Origin of the sequence: Pseudomonas paraglycinae, assembly GCF_021601625.1 — a bacterium.
In the GTDB taxonomy this organism is placed as follows: domain Bacteria; phylum Pseudomonadota; class Gammaproteobacteria; order Pseudomonadales; family Pseudomonadaceae; genus Aquipseudomonas; species Aquipseudomonas paraglycinae.
Window position 1 is genome coordinate 94,758 of record NZ_BQHR01000002.1, and the last position, 17,949, is coordinate 112,706.

Annotated in this window: 17 protein-coding genes and 1 pseudogene; 10 read left to right on the forward strand and 8 right to left on the reverse strand. The window is 61.5% G+C overall.

Going from position 1 to position 17,949, the window contains the following annotated elements; genetic code table 11:
• From fahA to L6D82_RS02660, 3 genes are all read left to right on the forward strand, one after another.
• Positions 1–1,305, forward strand: coding sequence for a fumarylacetoacetase (fahA, locus tag L6D82_RS02650; protein ID WP_129972972.1), 1,305 nt, complete (start codon positions 1–3; stop codon positions 1,303–1,305).
• A 12-nt stretch (positions 1,306–1,317) separates the two neighbouring features.
• Positions 1,318–1,956 (forward strand): maleylacetoacetate isomerase, encoded by a 639-nt coding sequence (gene maiA / locus L6D82_RS02655; protein ID WP_236187995.1) that lies wholly within the window; start codon positions 1,318–1,320, stop codon positions 1,954–1,956.
• A gap of 81 nt (positions 1,957–2,037) precedes the next feature.
• Positions 2,038–3,408, forward strand: coding sequence for an MFS transporter (locus tag L6D82_RS02660; protein WP_085746964.1), 1,371 nt, complete (start codon positions 2,038–2,040; stop codon positions 3,406–3,408).
• Positions 3,409–3,458: 50 nt separating this feature from the next.
• On the opposite strand, the gene L6D82_RS02665 is transcribed toward L6D82_RS02660, so the two are convergent.
• On the reverse strand, positions 3,459–4,262 hold the full coding sequence (locus L6D82_RS02665) for a SirB1 family protein (RefSeq protein WP_085746965.1): 804 nt from the start codon (positions 4,260–4,262) through the stop codon (positions 3,459–3,461).
• A 184-nt stretch (positions 4,263–4,446) separates the two neighbouring features.
• On the opposite strand from L6D82_RS02665, the gene L6D82_RS02670 reads away from it, so the two are divergent.
• Positions 4,447–5,466 carry a Glu/Leu/Phe/Val dehydrogenase family protein gene (locus L6D82_RS02670; protein ID WP_085608113.1) on the forward strand — a complete coding sequence of 340 codons (1,020 nt, stop codon included), beginning with the start codon at positions 4,447–4,449 and terminating at the stop codon, positions 5,464–5,466.
• A gap of 167 nt (positions 5,467–5,633) precedes the next feature.
• Here the strand turns inward: L6D82_RS02670 and L6D82_RS02675 are convergent.
• Positions 5,634–5,891: pseudogene (locus tag L6D82_RS02675) on the reverse strand (YebG family protein); the annotation flags it as partial.
• A gap of 293 nt (positions 5,892–6,184) precedes the next feature.
• On the opposite strand from L6D82_RS02675, the gene L6D82_RS02680 reads away from it, so the two are divergent.
• Entirely contained in the window at positions 6,185–6,685 is a 501-nt protein-coding gene (locus L6D82_RS02680; protein ID WP_007957255.1) for a phosphate-starvation-inducible protein PsiE, read from the forward strand.
• On the opposite strand, the gene L6D82_RS02685 is transcribed toward L6D82_RS02680, so the two are convergent.
• The 3 genes from L6D82_RS02685 to L6D82_RS02695 form a co-directional block, all read right to left on the reverse strand.
• On the reverse strand, positions 6,682–6,999 hold the full coding sequence (locus L6D82_RS02685; protein WP_102717143.1) for a DUF3509 domain-containing protein: 318 nt from the start codon (positions 6,997–6,999) through the stop codon (positions 6,682–6,684). The two genes, L6D82_RS02680 and L6D82_RS02685, sit on opposite strands and share 4 nt — an antisense overlap.
• A 199-nt stretch (positions 7,000–7,198) precedes the next feature.
• Positions 7,199–8,500, reverse strand: a complete 1,302-nt coding sequence (locus L6D82_RS02690; protein ID WP_236187997.1) for a serine/threonine transporter — start codon at positions 8,498–8,500, stop codon at positions 7,199–7,201.
• Between the two features lie 63 nt (positions 8,501–8,563).
• Positions 8,564–9,940, reverse strand: a complete 1,377-nt coding sequence (locus L6D82_RS02695; protein ID WP_236187999.1) for an L-serine ammonia-lyase — start codon at positions 9,938–9,940, stop codon at positions 8,564–8,566.
• Positions 9,941–10,075: 135 nt separating this feature from the next.
• Between L6D82_RS02695 and L6D82_RS02700 the strand changes: the two genes are divergently transcribed.
• Positions 10,076–11,023 (forward strand): LysR substrate-binding domain-containing protein, encoded by a 948-nt coding sequence (locus L6D82_RS02700; protein ID WP_011332523.1) that lies wholly within the window; start codon positions 10,076–10,078, stop codon positions 11,021–11,023.
• A 200-nt stretch (positions 11,024–11,223) separates the two neighbouring features.
• Positions 11,224–11,631, forward strand: a complete 408-nt coding sequence (locus L6D82_RS02705) for an HPF/RaiA family ribosome-associated protein (protein ID WP_007957262.1) — start codon at positions 11,224–11,226, stop codon at positions 11,629–11,631.
• A 71-nt stretch (positions 11,632–11,702) separates the two neighbouring features.
• Here the strand turns inward: L6D82_RS02705 and fecA are convergent, their stop codons facing one another.
• The 3 genes from fecA to L6D82_RS02720 form a co-directional block, all read right to left on the reverse strand.
• The gene (gene fecA / locus L6D82_RS02710; RefSeq protein WP_102717141.1) at positions 11,703–14,036 is read right to left on the reverse strand and encodes a TonB-dependent Fe(3+) dicitrate receptor FecA; all 2,334 of its coding nucleotides are present in this window, start codon (positions 14,034–14,036) and stop codon (positions 11,703–11,705) included.
• A gap of 102 nt (positions 14,037–14,138) precedes the next feature.
• The gene (locus tag L6D82_RS02715) at positions 14,139–15,068 is read right to left on the reverse strand and encodes a DUF4880 domain-containing protein (protein WP_236188000.1); all 930 of its coding nucleotides are present in this window, start codon (positions 15,066–15,068) and stop codon (positions 14,139–14,141) included.
• Positions 15,065–15,553, reverse strand: coding sequence for a sigma-70 family RNA polymerase sigma factor (locus L6D82_RS02720; RefSeq protein WP_007957265.1), 489 nt, complete (start codon positions 15,551–15,553; stop codon positions 15,065–15,067). The genes L6D82_RS02715 and L6D82_RS02720 overlap by 4 nt, the downstream gene beginning before the upstream one ends.
• Before the next feature lie 176 nt (positions 15,554–15,729).
• On the opposite strand from L6D82_RS02720, the gene L6D82_RS02725 reads away from it, so the two are divergent.
• From L6D82_RS02725 to L6D82_RS02735, 3 genes are read left to right on the forward strand one after another with little or no spacing between them, the layout of a single operon-like run.
• Positions 15,730–16,035, forward strand: coding sequence for a DUF3649 domain-containing protein (locus L6D82_RS02725; protein ID WP_085746971.1), 306 nt, complete (start codon positions 15,730–15,732; stop codon positions 16,033–16,035).
• Entirely contained in the window at positions 16,032–17,621 is a 1,590-nt protein-coding gene (locus tag L6D82_RS02730; protein WP_236188001.1) for a PepSY-associated TM helix domain-containing protein, read from the forward strand. Before L6D82_RS02725 ends, L6D82_RS02730 begins: the two co-directional genes overlap by 4 nt.
• A complete protein-coding gene (locus L6D82_RS02735) occupies positions 17,622–17,948 on the forward strand; it encodes a DUF3325 domain-containing protein (RefSeq protein ID WP_085746973.1) in 327 nt (108 codons plus the stop codon).
• Position 17,949: the final 1 nt, after the last annotated feature.

Consider the following 17,949-nt stretch of genomic DNA (forward strand, 5'->3'; position numbering starts at 1 on the left):
ATGACTCAGAATTCCATCACCCGCAGTTGGGTCGCTTCGGCCAACGACCACACCGAATTCCCGCTGCAGAACCTGCCGCTGGGCGTGTTCAGCATCGACGGCTCGGCACCGCGCGCGGGCGTGGCGATTGGCGAACACATCTTCGATCTGCAAGTGGCGCTGGAGGCCGGTCTGTTCGACGGCGTCGCGCGCAGTGCCGTCGAAGCCATGCGCGGCGGTCAGTTGAACGCGTTCTTCGAACTCGGCCGCGACGCCCGCGTTGCCTTGCGCGAACGTCTGCTGGAACTGCTCAGCGAGGGCAGCACTCATCGCGGCAACATTGAAGCCCAGGGCGTGAAACTGCTGCCGCTGGCTGCCGATTGCCAGCTGCACCTGCCGGCGCGCATCAGCGACTACACCGACTTCTACGTCGGCATCGAACACGCGCAGAACGTCGGCAAACTGTTCCGTCCGGACAACCCGCTGCTGCCGAACTACAAACACGTGCCGATCGGCTACCACGGTCGTGCGTCTACCGTGCGCGCCTCCGGTGCCGACGTGCGCCGCCCGAAAGGCCAGACCCTGCCGGCCGGCGCGACCGAGCCGACCTTCGGCCCGTGCGCACGGCTGGACTATGAGCTGGAACTGGGGATCTGGATCGGTCAGGGCAACGAGATGGGCGAGCCGATCGCCATCGGTGACGCCGCTGAACACATCGCCGGTTTCTGCCTGCTCAACGACTGGTCGGCCCGTGACATCCAGGCCTGGGAATACCAGCCGCTCGGTCCGTTTCTGTCCAAGAGCTTCATCACCAGTGTTTCGCCATGGGTGGTGACTGCCGAAGCGCTGGCGCCATTCCGCACTGCGCAACCGGCGCGTCCGCAAGGTGATCCGCAGCCGCTGCCGTACCTGCTCGACAAAGGTGATCAGGAGGGTGGTGGTTTCGACATCGAGCTGGAAGTGCTGCTGCTCACCGAGAAAATGCGCGAACAGAACCTGCCGGCCCATCGCCTGACCCTGAGCAACACCCGCTACATGTACTGGACTGTCGCGCAAATGGTCGCGCACCACAGCGTCAACGGCTGCCAGTTGCAGGCCGGTGACCTGTTCGGTTCGGGCACCTTGTCCGGCCCTGAAAACGGTCAGTTCGGCAGCCTGCTGGAAATCACCGAGGGCGGTAAAAAGCCGATCGAACTGGCGTCCGGTGAAGTGCGCAAATTCCTTGAGGATGGCGACGAAATCATCCTGCGCGCCCGCTGCGCACGCGAAGGTTATGCCTCGATCGGTTTCGGCGAATGCCGTGGCACCGTGCTGGCGGCGCGCTGACAGGAGCGGCTCATGGATCTCTACACCTATTACCGTTCCACCTCGTCGTACCGGGTGCGGATCGCGTTGGCACTCAAGGGCCTCGACTATCAGGCGTTGCCGGTCAACCTGATCGCACCGCCCTGCGGTGAGCATCGGCAACCGGCGTATCTGGCGATCAATCCGCAGGGCCGGGTGCCGGCGCTGCGCACTGATGACGGCAAGTTGCTGATTCAGTCGCCGGCGATCATCGAGTATCTGGAGGAACGTTATCCACAGGTGCCGTTGCTGCCCGAAGACCTTGTTGCCCGCGCCCAGGTGCGCGGCGTCGCGGCGGTGATCGGCTGCGATGTGCATCCGTTGCACAACGTCAGCGTGCTCAATCGCCTGCGCGGTCTGGGGCATGACGAGCCGCAGGTGAACGAGTGGATCGGCCACTGGATCAGTCAGGGGCTGGGGACGGTGGAGCAGTTGATCGGCGACAGCGGCTTCTGTTTCGGCGAGTGGCCGTGCGTGGCGGACGTGTACCTGATTCCACAGCTGTACGCGGCCGAGCGGTTCAACGTTTCGCTGGAGGCGTATCCACGGATTCGTCGGGTGGCCGCGTTGGCCGCTGAGCATCCGGCGTTCATTGCGGCGCATCCGGCGAATCAGCCGGACACACCGAAGTAGCGTTTGATGGCTCCCGTGCAGCGCACGGGAGCCATTCCGGTTACCCGCAAAAAATCATAAAAACAAAACAGGTACCTTGCGATGCACAACCAGATTGCCAGCTTCCGGGCGGCACTCGACGCCCGTCCTGTGTCCCGCTTTCAGTGGTTACTCCTGATTCTTCTTGCCTTGCTGCTGGTCACCGACGGCTATGACGCCCAGGTGCTCGGTTACGTGGTGCCGGCGCTGGCGCAGGACTGGGGTCTGGAAAAATCCGCGTTCGGCCCGGTGTTCAGCGCCAACTTGCTGGGTCTGACCCTCGGCTCTCTCGCCGTGACGCCGCTGGCCGACCGCTTCGGCGTTCGACGGATTCTGCTCGCCTGCGTGCTGATCTACGCCAGTCTCACCGTGCTGATGGTGTTCGCCGATTCCCTGAATACCCTGATGATCGCGCGCTTCATCTGCGGCATCGGCATGGGCGGCGCGATGCCCAGCGCCATGGCGTTAATGTCGGAATATTCACCGCCTCGCCTGCGCACGTTGATGGTCACGCTGGCGGCGTGCGGCTTTTCATTCGGCGGTGCGGCGGGTGGTTTTGTCGCGGCCGGTTTCATCGACCGTTTCGGTTGGCAGGCAGTGTTCCTCGCCGGCGGTGTCACGCCGTTGCTGCTGTTTCCGTTTCTCTGGTGGATGCTGCCGGAATCCTTGCCACGACTGCTGCGTGACGCGCCGCCCTACGCACGCCTGCGCAAGGTCACCGCGCGGATGCTGCCGGACTGGCAGCCACCGGCCGCATCGGTCGAGCAGAACGAACGCGAGCAGGGCAGCAAACTGACCGTGGTGGAGTTGTTCCGCAACGGTTACGCACGCCCGACCTTGCTGATCTGGGCGACGTTTTTCGTCAGCCTGATCCTGCTGTATTTCATGATCAGCTGGCTGCCGTCGCTGCTGCTGGAAAGTGGCTTGAAACTCAATGAAGCGAACCTGGTGACGTCGATGTTCCTGTTCGCCGGCACGCTCGGCGCAATTTGCATGGCGTGGTTCGCCGACCGTTTGAAAAGCAAAGTACGACTGTTGTCCGGCGTATTGGCTGGCGCGGCGGTGTGCACGATCCTGCTGGGGCTGAATCACGACAATCCGCGTTATCTGGTGGCCTGTGTGTTTGCGGCGGGGTTTTGCATCATCGGCGGGCAACTGACGCTCAACGCGTTCGCCAGCAATTTCTATCCGGCGCACGTGCGCGCCACCGGCACCGGCTGGGCATTGGGAGTAGGGCGGTTCGGCTCGATTCTCGGGCCGCTGTTCGGCAGCCTGTTGTTGGCGATGCACATTCCGGTGGAGCAGATTTTCTTCTTCTGCGCGATTCCGGCGGTGATTGCGGCGTTGCTGATCATTCAGGTGCGTTCGCCTTCGCAGCTTGCGCAAAATCCTGTGGGAGCGAGCTTGCTCGCGAAGAACGATAACGCGGTTTGACTGATCGACCGTGTCGCCTGATTCGCGAGCAAGCTCGCTCCCACAAGGGATCAGTGGACGACTGAGTTCGGTGGCAGATGCCCCAGCCGTTCCGTCAGGCGAAGTCGCTGAATCGGGTCGTCACTGAGCAATAGCGCGTGCTCCAGATCGAAACGCTCGGCGTTCGGGCAATCGAGGCGCTGGTACAGACTGGCCCGGGCCAGATAGTCGGCGGCGCTGGCGTTGCCCAGTTCGAGCACGCGCTCGGCATCGATCAGCGCCGCGATGAAGTCGTCGTGGGTCAGGTGCAGCTGGCGCAGGTTGCGTGACAGACGCTGAAGCATCTGCATCGGTTCGGCAGTCAGCAGGTGGTCGGCGTTGAGTTTCATCTGATGGCCGTACTGGCGGTGCAGCAGTTCGCGGCAGTCGTTCGGATACAGGCGCCGTCCGCCGCACGGATCGAGCAGGTGATCGGCCCCGGGAACCTTCAGCAGGAAATGCCCGGGGAAGTTCACGCCCACCAGCGGAATCTCCAGGCCACGAGCCAGTTCCAGGGCGATCAATGCCAGCGCCAGCGGCTGGCCGCGTTTGGTCTGCATGACTTTGTGCACCATTGCGGCCTGCGGACGCAGCGGTACGAAATCATCCTGGGCAAACCCCAGATCGGTCATGCGTCGCAGCAACGGTTGCGCCAGCTCGCTGACCGGCAGCAACGGCAAGCCATAGCTGACCCGCTGCTGCAGTTCCTTGAATTCCTGCAACAGCGCTTCGGGATCGGCTTGTTTGTCGTGCTCGGCAGCCATCCACAACGCCGCTTCGAACAGCGCGGGCGGTGAACGGTGCAGACACTCGAAGAAACGTTGGCGCGGACTCATCTAAATCTCCGGGGCATGCCTCGTTTTAGCCCCGTCTTTGCCATTCGTCCAGTGCCGGGCCGCTCTGCCATCGGGTTATGCCGCAACGCATTGGTCGCTGTCGGGCCTTATTCCCGTGCGCTTCAGCAATTTTCAGGCGCAAGCCTATACTGGCGTCTACCAGAAGTGATTCGGGAGCCTGCCGATGTTCGCTCTCATGCAAAGCACTCGCCTGGAATCGCTGCACCTTAGCGTTGATCCGGTGTCCGGATTGAAGGCGGTCATTGCCATTCATAACAGTCGCCTCGGGCCAGCCCTGGGCGGGTGTCGTTATCTCGCCTATCCGAACGACGAATCCGCGGTCGAGGATGCCATACGCCTGGCCCAGGGCATGAGCTACAAGGCCGCATTGGCTGGTCTCGCCCAGGGCGGTGGGGTGGCCGTGATCGTGCGGCCGGCCCATGTCGAAAACCGCGGCGCCTTGTTCGAAGCCTTCGGCCGTTGCATCGATCAGCTCGACGGGCGCTACATCACTGCCATCGACAGCGGCACGTCAGTGGCGGATATGGATTGCATCGCCCAGCAGACCCAGCATGTCACCAGCACCACTTCGGCTGGCGACCCCGCGCCGCATGCGGCGATGGGTGTGTTCACCGGGATTCGCGCCACGGCCATGGCGCGGCTGGGCAGCGATAACCTCGAAGGCTTGCGCGTGGCGATTCAGGGGCTGGGCAACGTCGGTTATGCCCTCGCTGAACAGCTGCACGCAGCCGGTGCCGAACTGTTGGTCAGCGACATCGACCACGGCAAGGTGCAACTGGCGATGGAACAGCTCAACGCCCATCCGATTGCCAACGACGCGTTGCTCAGCACGCCGTGCGACATCCTCGCGCCGTGCGGTTTGGGCGGTGTGCTCAACAGCCACACGGTCACCCAGTTGCGCTGCTCGGCGGTGGCAGGCTCGGCCAACAATCAACTGACGCACCTGGATGTCGCCGATCAACTCGAACGGCGCGGAATCCTGTATGCGCCGGATTATGTGATCAATGCCGGCGGTCTGATCTACGTTTCCCTCAAGCATCGGGGCGAAGAACTGACGACCATCACCGCGCACCTGTCGAAGATCAGTTCGCGCCTGACTGAAGTCTTCGCCCACGCCCAGGCGGAAAAACGTTCACCCGCGCGGGTGGCGGACGAGCTGGCGGAGAAGGTGTTGTACCGCTGAGGTTTGTCCGGGCATGAAAAAGCCCCCGAGTCTTTCAACTCAGGGGCTATTCAATTCAGAGGCTTCAATCCAAGTGTCGCTTACTTCGCAGCCTTCGCCGCTTTGGCAGGTTTGGCTGGCGCTTCTGCCGGTTCGGCCACGTCTGCCGGCTCGGTTGCCACAACCGGTGCCGCCGGTGCGTTGATCAGCTCCGACAGTGCATCAGGCTGGCTCTTGAACGCCCGGGCGAACACATCGCGGTTCTTCGCCATGAAGATCCCGACTTCTTCCACTTGCTGCTCGCTCAACGAAGGAACGGCTTTTTCCAGCACTTCGGCCAACAGTTCGGCCAGTTCGAGCATTTTGTCATGACGGTCAGCTTCGGCTTTATCCATGAACAAGCGCTCCAGATCTCGGCTGCTGCGGTATACCACTTCGACGGCCATTCACCACCTCACATGCCTTCACATTAAGTTGTCTTTGCGACTACTGTATCTATATACAGCGAAAAGGATAAGCGAATCCCTGCGCTTTGGGTAGTGGCTTTTCAATGTAGACCGGATTCGGATTTTGTCAGCCCGATACCTGCGCACAGGTGCGACCAAACGCCACGGCGCGGGTTTCGCGCCGCCTCGCCATGATGGCGTGGCCTCTTTTCTGCATGCATCTGCGTACGTGTGCAATAACCGTCACGTCCAGCAAGCAACATCCGCTCGAACCGGGCTAAGGAATCTTCAACGTGAAAATCAACTGGGCCGAGAAACTGCGGCAAAACGTGCATCAACTGGCCGAGTCCCTGGGCAACCTGTTCGTCGAGACCTTCCACTACCTGGCGCTGTTCGCCATTGGTGCGGTAACCGCCTGGGCGGCGGTGATGGAGTTTCTCGGGATGCTCGAGGAAGGGCATATCAAGATCGATGACATTCTGTTGCTGTTCATCTATCTGGAACTGGGGGCGATGGTCGGGATTTACTTCAAGACCAACCACATGCCGGTGCGCTTCCTGATCTACGTGGCGATTACGGCACTGACGCGCCTGCTGATCTCCAACGTCTCACACCACAATCCGCCGGACATGGGCATCATCTACCTGTGCGGCGGGATTCTGCTGCTGGCGTTCTCGATCCTGGTGGTGCGTTACGCTTCGTCGCAATTCCCTTCGGTGAAGATCGAGAACCCGCACCGCAAGATCGGTACGGGCTCCAGTGAACATCCGGAAGTGGAGAAAGGCGAACTTTAAAGGCCGGCGGCTGGCCGGGGCTGATGTTTGGCCTGACGCGGTGGCGGAGCGATTCCGTCGCCGCGGGTCATGGCATCGAGGATCGCCATGGCGCTGTGACCCTGCTCGATGGCGATGCCGAATTGAATGCTCTGAACCAGGCGCTTCAGGCGCTTGGGATCGTTGCGCTGTTCGGCGCTGATCATCCGTTTGGCGACGATCCGGCCGCCATTGGAGAGGGTCAGCATGATGCTGCCGTCGAGGCCCTGAATGCTCAGGTTGATCTGATAGTCCGGCGCGAAGGCATCGGTAATGATCTGAAAAGGATTGTCCATGATGCGTCACCGCCTGATTGAACGTGCAGTTGTTGACCGGCCTTGATCGGGTTGGTTCGCCAAACCTGACCATTGGCCTTTCCGTGGTCCTGTCTCCTTCAGCGATGTAGCAAGGGACATGCCGGGAATATTGTCGAACAATGAAACCGGCCAAAAAGAAGGCGAGCCCATGGCTCGCCTTCTTCGTTTGCGGCCCGTTTCAGGGCAGAACCGAGTAGATGATCGCTGACAGTGCAATCAGGCCGATCAGCACCACGAATACGTTGGATACCTGGCCCGAATACTGGCGCAAGGCCGGCACGCGGCGGATCGCGTACATCGGCATCAGGAACAACAGGCAGGCAATCACCGGCCCGCCAAGAGTTTCGATCATGCCGAGGATGCTCGGGTTGAAGGTCGCCACGGCCCAGCAGCTGAGGATCATGAACAGCGCGGTCGCACGGTTCAGCCAGCTCGCCGACATCACCCGGCCACGGCTGCGCAGGCTTTTGACGATCATGCCCTGGAAGCCTTCGCTGGCGCCGATGTAGTGGCCGAGGAAGGATTTGGTGATCGCCACCAGCGCAATCAGCGGCGCGGCGTAAGCGATGACCGGAGTCTGGAAGTGGTTGGCCAGGTACGACAGGATCGAAATGTTCTGCGCCTTGGCCGCTGCCAGATCCGCCAGCGACAGTGCCAGCACGCAGCTGAAGCAGAAGAACATCACCGTCACCACCATCATGCCGTGAGCCATGGCGAGAATGCCGCTGCTCTTGCGTTCGGCCTGGTCGCCGTAGCGTTGTTTCTGCTCGACGGCGAAGGCGGAAATGATCGGCGAATGGTTGAACGAGAACACCATCACCGGGATCGCCAGCCACAGGGTCTTGAGGAACACCGACATTTCCATCGGTTCTTGAGCACTGGCGAAGAATGCGCCGTTCCAGTTCGGAATCAGGCTGATGCCGAGCAACAGCAGCGCGGCGACGAACGGATACACCAGCACGCTCATGGCTTTGACGATCACGCTCTGACCACAGCGGACGATGGCCATCAAGCCGAGGATCAGCGCCAGCGACAGCACCGCACGTGGCGGCGGGGCGATGTGCAACTGGTGTTCGAGGAAGCTGCTGAGGGTGTTGGTCAGCGCCACGCTGTACACCAGCAGGATCGGGAAGATCGCGAAGAAATACAGCAGCGTGATCAGCTTGCCGGCGCCGATGCCGAAGTGTTCCTCCACCACTTCGGTGATGTCACCGGAGCGGCCCGACAGCACGAAGCGGGTCAGGCCCCGGTGTGCGAAGAAGGTCATCGGGAACGCCAGCAACGCCAGGATCAGCAACGGCCAGAAGCCGCCGACACCGGCGTTGATCGGCAGGAACAAGGTGCCGGCACCGATGGCCGTGCCGTACAGGCCGAGCATCCAGGTGGTGTCGAATTTGCTCCAGCCCTTGTGGGCGATTTCGTTATTGCGTGTGCGGTCTACAGCGGGATTTTCGGCAGCAGGTGTGCGTACATCGGTCATCGTTTTTGCCTCGTTATTATTCTTGCTCGGGCTCACGTGCTACGGGCGGTCAGGGAGTACTCCTCAGCACTCCACCCAGCTCACGGCCAGGCCGCCCCGTGAAGTCTCTTTGTATTTGTCATGCATGTCGGCGCCGGTATCGCGCATGGTGCGGATCACCCGGTCGAGGGAAATGAAGTGTTTGCCGTCACCGCGCAGGGCCATTTGCGTGGCGTTGATCGCCTTCACCGCAGCGATGGCGTTGCGCTCGATGCACGGCACCTGCACCAGCCCGCCGACCGGGTCGCAGGTCAGGCCGAGGTTGTGCTCCAGGCCGATTTCGGCGGCGTTCTCCAGTTGCTCCGGAGTGGCGCCGAGCACATCGGCCAGACCTGCAGCGGCCATCGCGCAGGCCGAACCGACCTCACCCTGGCAGCCGACTTCGGCGCCGGAAATCGAGGCGTTTTTCTTGCACAGGATGCCCACCGCTGCCGCGCCCAGAAAGAAGGCGACCACGTCATCGTCGGACGCGTCTGGATTGAATTTCATGTAGTAGTGCAGAACGGCCGGGATGATCCCGGCGGCACCGTTGGTCGGCGCGGTCACCATGCGCCCGCCGGCGGCGTTCTCTTCGTTGACGGCGAGGGCGAACAGGTTGACCCACTCCATCGCCGACAGGGTCGAACTGATGACGTTCGGCTTGCCGATTTCCAGCAGGCTGCGGTGCAATTTCGCCGCACGACGGGGAACATTCAGACCGCCTGGCAGGACGCCTTCGTGACGCAGGCCTTGCTCGACGCACTCGCGCATCACCGACCAGATGTGCAGCAGGCCCTTGCGGATCTCGGCGTCGCTGCGCCAGGCCCGTTCGTTGGCCATCATCAGTTCGGAAACCCGCAGGTTGTGCTGCTTGCACAGCGCCAGCAGTTCGACGGCACTGGAGAATTCGTAAGGCAACTCGACGTCGCCGGCCGGCGCCACACCCGATTCCGCTTCGGCCGCTTCGATGATGAAACCGCCGCCGACCGAGTAGTACGTTTGCTCGAACAGTTGCCCGGATGCACCGAAGGCTGTCAGCGACATGGCGTTCGGGTGGTAGGGCAGGCTCTCGTCCAGCAGCAGGAGATCGTGCTGCCAGTTGAAGGCAATCGAACGTTCACCGGCCAGAGACAGTTGGCCGGTCTCGCGCAGTTGCTGGATGCGTGGCTCGATGGTCGACGGATCGATGCTGTCCGGCCATTCGCCCATCAGGCCCATGACCGTTGCACGGTCAGTGGCATGGCCGACGCCGGTGGCCGAAAGCGAGCCGTACAAACGGATTTCCACCCGCTGCACATCGTTCAGCAAATGCTGGTCGATCAGCGCCTGGGCGAAGGTCGCCGCAGCGCGCATCGGGCCGACAGTGTGGGAACTGGACGGGCCGATGCCGACTTTGAATAGATCGAAAACACTGATAGCCATGCTAAACCCTTACAAGCAATGGAGTAGGAATCGCTGCCATTTTTTGTAGGACAAGCGCAATGTCGGCGATACTGCCTACCTCGCTTCAACGTGACTAACGAAACTTCCTAAGTAAGCCTTTAGCAGGACTAAACCATGAGTCGTCAATTGCACGCCCAGACTTACGTCTGGCTGCAGGTGTTTTCCTGTGCCGCGCGGCACCTGTCATTCACCCGTTGTGCCGAGGAACTGCACATCACCCCGGGGGCTGTGAGTCAGCAAATCCGACAGCTGGAAGAACGTCTTGGCTTTCGCCTGTTTCATCGCCGCGCGCGCGGTGTGGAGCTGAGCGCGGAAGGGCAGCGACTGGCGATCACGGTCAACGAGGCTTACGGCAGCATCGACGCGGAATTGCGTCGGCTGGATGCGGGGATGATCAGCGGGATTCTGCGGGTGCGCTCGATTCCATCGTTCCTCAGCAAATGGCTGACCCCGCGCCTGCCGCGTCTGCAACAGCGTTACCCGGACATCCAGTTGCGGCTGGTGGCGGAGGACAGCAGCGTGCCATTGCATGAGGGGGATTTCGACCTGGCCATCGACCTGAACGACGGTAGTTATCCGGGCCTGTTATCCACAGCCTTGCTCGACGAGCAGATTTTCCCGGTGTGCGCGCCGGGTCTGTTGCGCGGGCGGCCGCCGCTGCACGGGCCGGCGGATCTGGTGCACTTCCCGCTGTTGCATGACATCACCGCCTGGCGCGGCAGCTATGAATACGCGGAGTGGGAGTTTTATCTGAATGCCATCGGTTTCGAGGGTGCCGATGTGCGGCGCGGGCACACGTTCAATCGCAACCACCTGACCATCGAAGCGGCGATTGCCGGCATGGGCGTGGCGATTGCCCGACGCACGTTGCTCAACGATGAGCTGGAGCGGGGGACGTTGATCGTGCCATTCGGGATTTCGGTGCCCAATCACAAACGCTATGTATTGCTCTACGCGCCGGGGGCGTTGAGCCATCCGGGCGTGCGTGCGGTGCATGACTGGCTGGTGGAAGAGGCGGGGATTTTCCGCAGCCTGCACCCGTTGGGTGATGGCCAATTGTGAGCAGATTTTTCGGAGGGGCGGGGCGACCCAACTCCCGACCTTACCAGCGCTTTACTCGGTTGTCCGGCTTTTTTTGCGAATGAATATTTATCTTTTTTAAGGGGTTGAAATGTTCGTCCGGCGGGCCGATTGTTGTAATCAAGAGGTCACGAAATCCTGTTCCAGGCCTCTTGCGAGCTAGCTGAAATAAGGGATGAACTATGCAAATCCAAGTCAACAGCGACAACCATATTCAAAGCAGCAAACGACTGGAGGAGTGGGTACGCACCACAATTGAGAGCACGCTCGACCGTTATGAGGAAGACCTGACCCGTGTCGAAGTCCATCTGAGCGACGAGAACGGTGAAAAGCCGGGTCCCCATGACTTGCGCTGCCAACTGGAAGCGCGGCCGAAAGGCCATCAACCGATTTCCGTCACCCACAAAGCCGATTCGCTGGAACAGGCGATCGATGGTGCAGCCGAAAAACTGGAGCACGCGCTGGAGCACCTGTTTGGCAAACTGCGCGGCAAACCGCGAGCCGCCGTGGTGCCATTCACAAGCAAAGCCAATGACAAGCTGTTGGCGGAGGAGTTTGACGAGAACGAACAGGCAGCGATCAACAGTTGATGCGCTGATTTTCCAAGCCACCCAATGAGAAAGGGCCTGCAATTGCAGGCCCTTTCTGTTTTCAGCGGGGGTCAGAAAGCGACGGAGGTCTGCACGTACACCGTGCGCGGCTCACCGACATATTTGCCCTTGTTGTTGTCATCGAACGAACGGGTGAAGTACTGGGTGTTGAAGATGTTCTTCACCCCCACCGCCACGTTCAGGTCCGACAGCTGCGGGCCGAAGTCATAACCGGCGCGGCTGCTGAACAGCATGTAGCCCGGGATCTTGCCGGTGCTGCCGTCGGCGCTTTCTTTCGAGGTGTTGGCGTTGTCGGCGAACTGGTCGCTCTGGAAGCTGCTGTCCAGGTTGAGTTTCCACGGCCCTTCGGTGTAACCGACGCCGATTGTGCCTTTGTGCTTGGACGAGAACGGCACACGATTGCCCTTGTTCGGCCCGTCTTCGCGGATGGTTGCGTCGACATAGGCGTAAGTGGCGTAGACATCGAAGCCGGCCAGCGCCGGGCTCAAGTCGTCGAGAGCGTAATTGACGCTGGTCTCGATGCCCTGATGGCGGGTTTCGCCACGTGCGATCACCGAATCATTGGTCTGGTTGCTTTCGTACTGGTTGTCGAAGTTGATCAGGAACGCGCCGATCTCGGCTCGCAGCGCGCCGTTGTCGTAACGGGTGCCGACTTCCCAGGTGCGGGCCTTCTCCGGTTTCACTTCGCCGCTGCTCACGCGGTTGGGCATCTGGCTGTATTGCACGCTGCCGAAGGAGCCTTCGGTATTGGCGTACAGGTTCCAGCTGTCGGTCAGGTGATACAGCACGTTCAGCGCCGGCAGCGCGGTGTTGTAGTCACCTTTGTATTTGACGTTGGTCAGGTTGTTGGTCTGCTGCGACTCGATCATCTCGTAGCGCACGCCCGGCGTAATGGTCCACTTGCCGATGTCGATCCGGTCATCGACGAAGAACGCATTGGCCTCGGTGCCGCCGCGCGTGTCGCGGTCGTTGCGGCTGTTGGTGGTCGGGTATTCGTTGCTGGCGATCGGCGTGCGGTAGCGCAGTTCGTGACCGGCTTCGTTGATGTAGCGATAGCCGACGCCGACTTCATGGCTGGTGGCGCCGAGATCGAAGCCCTGGGCGAAGCGGGTTTCCAGACCGCGAACCCAGTATTCGCGCGGCGACAGCGACAGGAACGTGCCCTGATCCAGATAGCCGCTGCGCAGGGTCTTGGTGAAGAAGGTATTGGCGGTGAACTCGCGGCGATCTTCCTGATAGCGATAGCCGAAATTGAACATCGTGCGACGGCCCCAGAACTGGTCCTTCGGCCGGGTCGACTGATACGGGTCGGCATCGTAATCGGCGACATTGAGGCCGCCGGGCATGTCGGCCTTGCCTTCGTAATACTGGGCCATGGCGTTGAAACTGTTGGCCTCGTCGAGCTGGTATTTGCCCTTGAGGATCAGGTCGTCGATTTCCGTATCGCTGTGTTCGCGCCAGTCACCACCGCGAGTGCCGGAGTACAGCAACGCGCCGCCCAGACCGTTGGCATTGGTGCCGCCGGCCAGCAGGTTGGCGCTGGTCTTGAAGCCGTCATGGCTGGAAGAAGGACTGGTTTCGGTCTGGAAACCGCCTTTCACGGTCGGCTCGTCCGGAATCGCCCGGGTCACGAAGTTGACCACGCCACCGACGTTCTGCGGGCCGTAACGCACGGCGCCGCCACCGCGCACCACGTCCACGGCGTCCATGTTGCCCATGCTGATCGGCGCGAACGACAACTGCGGCTGACCGTAAGGCGCGAACGGCACCGGAATGCCGTCCATCAACACCGTCGAACGTGCGGCCAGGCGCGGGTTGAGGCCGCGAATACCGAAGTTCAGCGCCATGTCGTGGCTGCCGGTGCCGTTGTTTTCCGGGGCGTTGACGCCGGGAATGCGGTTGAGCACATCACGGGCCTGGGTCGCGCCCTGGCGTTCGAACTCTTCGCGGCGGATCACGTCACGGGCACCGGGATGTTCGAAGACGTTGACCTGTGCGGCTTCACCGAGCCAGTCGCCGACCACTTTCGAGGTGTCCAGCTCCAGGGCGCTGTCGTTCGACGGTTGCAGGCTGAAGGCATTTCCACCTTCGGCGCGAGCTTGCAGACCGGTGCCTTCAAGCAGTGCATTCAGACCTTGCTCGGTTGTGTAGCTACCTTCGAGGCCACGGCTTTGCACACCACTGGTAACCTGCGAGCCGAACGAAATCAGCACACCGGCTTCGCGGCCGAACTGGTTGAGGGCATTCTCCAGCGACGACGGGGCGATGTGGTAAGCCTTGGTGTCGGCAGCCAGCGCATGGGGAAGGGCGCTGAAGCTCAGGCTGGCGCCGAGGACAAGGTTGCGCAGGGTTCGGGCCAGCGGCGTGAGGCGGGTGGGGTGCATGGAGGACGGTCCTGAGAAGGTTGAATCAAGGGGGGGCTTTCCTTCTCTGTCACGCCAGATCTGAAAAACGGCTCATTTATTTTTTACAGGGGCGCGGAGCGATCAGGCTCTGGCTTCGACCGTCACCCAATAGCGAGTAAAACGCTTCACTCTCACCGGCAGGCTGATTTCCAGCAGATCGAGAATCCGCTCGCTGTCGTCCAGTGGATAAGTCCCTGAGATCAGCAATTCAGCAACTTTCGCATCGCAATGGAGCTGCCCGCGGCGGTAGCGACCCAGTTCATCGAGGAAATCGCCCAGGCGCATGTGCGCGGCCACCAGCATGCCGTCAGCCCAGGCACCGCTGTTGGCGTCCAGCGGTTTGGCGTCACTGATGGAGGTGGCGCTGAAACTCAGTTGTCGGGCGACCGGCAGCAGCATCGGCGCGCGACCTTGCACATTCAACTCGACCCGACCTTCAAACAGTGCGATCTGTGTACGGTCGGCAAACTGCCGCACGTTGATCCGCGCACCCTGGGTTTTCAACAGGCCTTGGGCGGTTTGCACTTCGAAGGATTGAGTGGCGGTCAGCAGCATTTCGCCTTCGAGCAGGCGGATCAGGCCATCGCCCCGGACATCCGCCGCGCTGGCGGTGTTGAGCTGCAATTGGCCGCCAGCGCCGAGCGAGATCTTGCGGCGTTGACCAACCGGGCTGCGGTAATCGGCCAGCAGCGATGGCAACGGATTGTGCTCGCGCATCCCCCAGGTGACCGCCGAGCCAGCGCCGAGAATCAGCAACAACTTTAGCGCCTGACGACGGCTGCCTGACTTCGGCGCATTCAGCGCGGCGTGGGCCAGTGGCGACGACAACCCGCGCAACCGCGAATTGACTCGCTGAATGTGCTCCCACGCACGGCGGTGTTCGCTGTGGGCGTCGATCCATTGCTGCCAGGCTTGTTGCTGACGCGGGCTCAGTTGACCTTGCTGCATTTCCAGCAACCAGTGCACCGCCTGTTCGGCGACCTGCGCGGAAAAATCCATCGGCGGGTTCACAGGGCGAAGTAGCAGCGCATCGCCGCTTTGTTCAGATGGCGTTTGACCGTCGCCACGGAAATGCCCAGTTCGGCGGCGATCTGCGGATAGGTCAGGCCATCGACCTGCGCCAGCAGAAATGCACGTTTGACCGCGCGCGGCAGACCGTCGAGCAACTGATCCAGCTCCATCAGGGTTTGCAGGATGATCGCTTTCTCTTCTTCCGAAGGCGCGACCATTTCCGGCATCTGCGCGAGGGTGTCGAGGTAGGCGCGCTCCAGGTCCTGGCGGCGGTAATGATTGAACAGCACGCGCTTGGCCAGGGTGGTGAGGAATGCGCGCGGCTCGATGATCACCGGCGGCTCGCGGGCGGTCAGCACCCGGATAAAGGTGTCCTGGGCCAGATCGGCGGCACTGTCCGGGCAGCCGAGTTTGCGCCGCAGCCAGCCGGTGAGCCAGCTGTGGTGGGCCTGATACAGCGATTCGACAGGATGGGCGGACGACAACGGCATTACTCCGGGCGCATGCGGGATGCGTTAGAGAACAAGAATGGTTCGCATTGTAGGGCTGTCAGTGATGCCCGGCAATCAGACTCTTTTGCGTATGAGAATATTTATCATTAATATCGCATGCCTGTCGTCTCGGTCTGTTGATCGGGCGTTAACCGTTTCAGGGTCGAAACATGAAAGCCAAACTCGCCGCTCTTCCCATGTCCTATCGTCTGGCCGTCACGTCGCGAGTGCTCGCGGCGGTGTTTGGCGGCTATCTGGTCGCGGCGCTGGCCAGTGTCACGCTGACGCTGTGGTTGCCGCTGAACCGTGCCGAAGCGGTGGTCACCGGCATGACCGTCTCGTTCCTGGTCTATCTGGTGGCGGTGCTCTGGTGTTTCGCCTGTCGCAGCGCATGGTCGGCGTGGGTCGGTTTGCTGGTGCCGAGCGTGATTCTGGCCACCGTTTCCGGCGCTGCGCGCGGTCTGGGTCTGGCATGAAAGAGGGCTTCCGGCAGGCGATGGCCTGGCTACACACCTGGACCGGGCTGATTTTCGGCTGGCTGTTGTTTGCGATTTTCCTCACCGGAACCCTGGCCTATTTCAAGGATGAAACCAGTCACTGGATGCAACCGGAAATTCCCGCCCGCCCGTTGAATGCCGAGGCCAGCCTGACCCTGGCGCAAACCTACCTGCAACAGCACGCGGCCGGTGCTTCACGCTGGTTGATCGACCTGCCTGATGCCCGCGATCCTGGCCTGGGTGTGCGTTGGCAACCGGCCCCGGCCAGGCCCGGCGAGCGCGGCCAGTTCATCAGCAAGACTCTCGACGCGCAAACCGGCGCCGAAGTGCAGGCTCGGGAAAGCATGGGCGGCGAGTTCTTCTACCGCTTCCATTTCCAGCTGCAAATGCCTTATCCGTGGGGGCGCTGGCTCTCCACGATTGCCGCCATGGTGATGTTCGTTGCGCTGATCACCGGGATCATTACCCACAAGAAAATCTTCAAGGACTTCTTCACCTTCCGCCCCCGCAAGGGCCAGCGTTCGTGGCTCGACGGGCACAACGCGGTGGGCGTGCTGGTGCTGCCGTTTCATCTGATGATCACCTACAGCAGTCTGGTGATCTTCATGTCGATGGTAATGCCGGCGAGCATTCTGGCTTCGTACGGCAACAATGTCCGGGCGTTTTACGACGAGGTGTTTCCCGCCGCCAACGTTCCCGAGCCTGCCGGTCAACCGGCGACACTGGCACCGCTGGCACCACTGTTGCGGTCGGCCAGCGAGCAATGGTCGGGTGGACATGTCGGGCGTATCAGCGTGAACAATCCGGGCGATGCCAACGCCTCGGTGGTGATGTCCCGTGCGGGTTCCGACCGGGTGGTGAACGATGCCGGCAGCGCGGTGACTTTCAATGGCGTCAGCGGGCAAATCATCGGCACCCCATCTCAACAGCCGATGGCGATGGCAGTGGCAGGCAGTTTCTACGGTTTGCACATGGGGCACTTTGCCGGGCCGGTGTTGCGTTGGCTGTATTTCATCTGTGGTCTGGCGGGCACGGCGATGATCGGCACCGGGCTGGTGATCTGGCTCGGCAAGCGTCAGCTCAAACACGCCAAAAGCGGTGTGATGCCGTTCGAGTTGCGGCTGGTGCAAGTACTGAACATTGCCAGCATGGCCGGACTGATGGCAGCAGTGGCGGTGTTCTTCTGGGCCAATCGTCTGCTGCCGGTGAATCTGGCCGGGCGTGCCGACTGGGAAGTGAACGCGTTCTTCATCGCCTGGGGCTTGAGCGTGGTGCATGCGATGTTGCGCCCGGGACGCAAGGCCTGGGTCGAACAGCTGTCGCTGGGGGCTGCACTGTTCGTTGCGGTTCCGGTTCTTAACGGTTTGACCTCCCCGTATCACCTCGGCGTGACAGTGCCCGAAGGCGACTGGGCCTTGGCCGGTTTCGACTTGACGTGTCTGGGCAGCGGCCTTTTCCTCGCTTGGGCTGCCCGAAAAATGCAGCGCGCCGGGCACACCGTCAGCGTGAAAAAACCCGCCCGCGAAAAGGCCCGGCCGATCACCCTCGAGCAAGGGGCGAACTGAATGCTATTGGCGCTGTTGCTCTGTTATTCCGCTTTCACCGCGCTGTGCCTGGCGATGCCCCGGCATCACGAAGAACTACTGGGCCACAAACCTTCGGCCCGCCGTCGGCAAGGTCTGAAGCTCGCAGGCTGGATGTTGCTGGGGCTGTCGCTCTGGGCGGCGGTTTTCATGAAGGGCTGGAGTTTTGGTCTGGTCGACTGGTGCGCGGTGTTGATGCTCAGCGCGCTGACTCTGGTGCTGTTGTTGCCCTATCGACCACGTTTGGCATTGACCATGGCCGGACTGAGCCTGCTCGCCAGCCCGGTCGCTGCGTGGGCCTTGAACTGAC

Coding starts and splice junctions, on each gene's coding strand:
- L6D82_RS02730 (WP_236188001.1), top strand. CDS start 16,032: ATGAAAGAGGGCTTCCGGCAGGCGATGGCCTGGCTACACACCTGGACC.
- L6D82_RS02665 (WP_085746965.1), bottom strand. CDS start 4,262: ATGAGTCCGCGCCAACGTTTCTTCGAGTGTCTGCACCGTTCACCGCCC.
- L6D82_RS02700 (WP_011332523.1), top strand. CDS start 10,076: ATGAGTCGTCAATTGCACGCCCAGACTTACGTCTGGCTGCAGGTGTTT.
- L6D82_RS02690 (WP_236187997.1), bottom strand. CDS start 8,500: ATGACCGATGTACGCACACCTGCTGCCGAAAATCCCGCTGTAGACCGC.
- L6D82_RS02660 (WP_085746964.1), top strand. CDS start 2,038: ATGCACAACCAGATTGCCAGCTTCCGGGCGGCACTCGACGCCCGTCCT.
- L6D82_RS02735 (WP_085746973.1), top strand. CDS start 17,622: ATGCTATTGGCGCTGTTGCTCTGTTATTCCGCTTTCACCGCGCTGTGC.
- L6D82_RS02670 (WP_085608113.1), top strand. CDS start 4,447: ATGTTCGCTCTCATGCAAAGCACTCGCCTGGAATCGCTGCACCTTAGC.
- L6D82_RS02705 (WP_007957262.1), top strand. CDS start 11,224: ATGCAAATCCAAGTCAACAGCGACAACCATATTCAAAGCAGCAAACGA.
- fahA (WP_129972972.1), top strand. CDS start 1: ATGACTCAGAATTCCATCACCCGCAGTTGGGTCGCTTCGGCCAACGAC.
- maiA (WP_236187995.1), top strand. CDS start 1,318: ATGGATCTCTACACCTATTACCGTTCCACCTCGTCGTACCGGGTGCGG.
- L6D82_RS02685 (WP_102717143.1), bottom strand. CDS start 6,999: ATGGACAATCCTTTTCAGATCATTACCGATGCCTTCGCGCCGGACTAT.
- L6D82_RS02695 (WP_236187999.1), bottom strand. CDS start 9,940: ATGGCTATCAGTGTTTTCGATCTATTCAAAGTCGGCATCGGCCCGTCC.
- fecA (WP_102717141.1), bottom strand. CDS start 14,036: ATGCACCCCACCCGCCTCACGCCGCTGGCCCGAACCCTGCGCAACCTT.
- L6D82_RS02725 (WP_085746971.1), top strand. CDS start 15,730: ATGAAAGCCAAACTCGCCGCTCTTCCCATGTCCTATCGTCTGGCCGTC.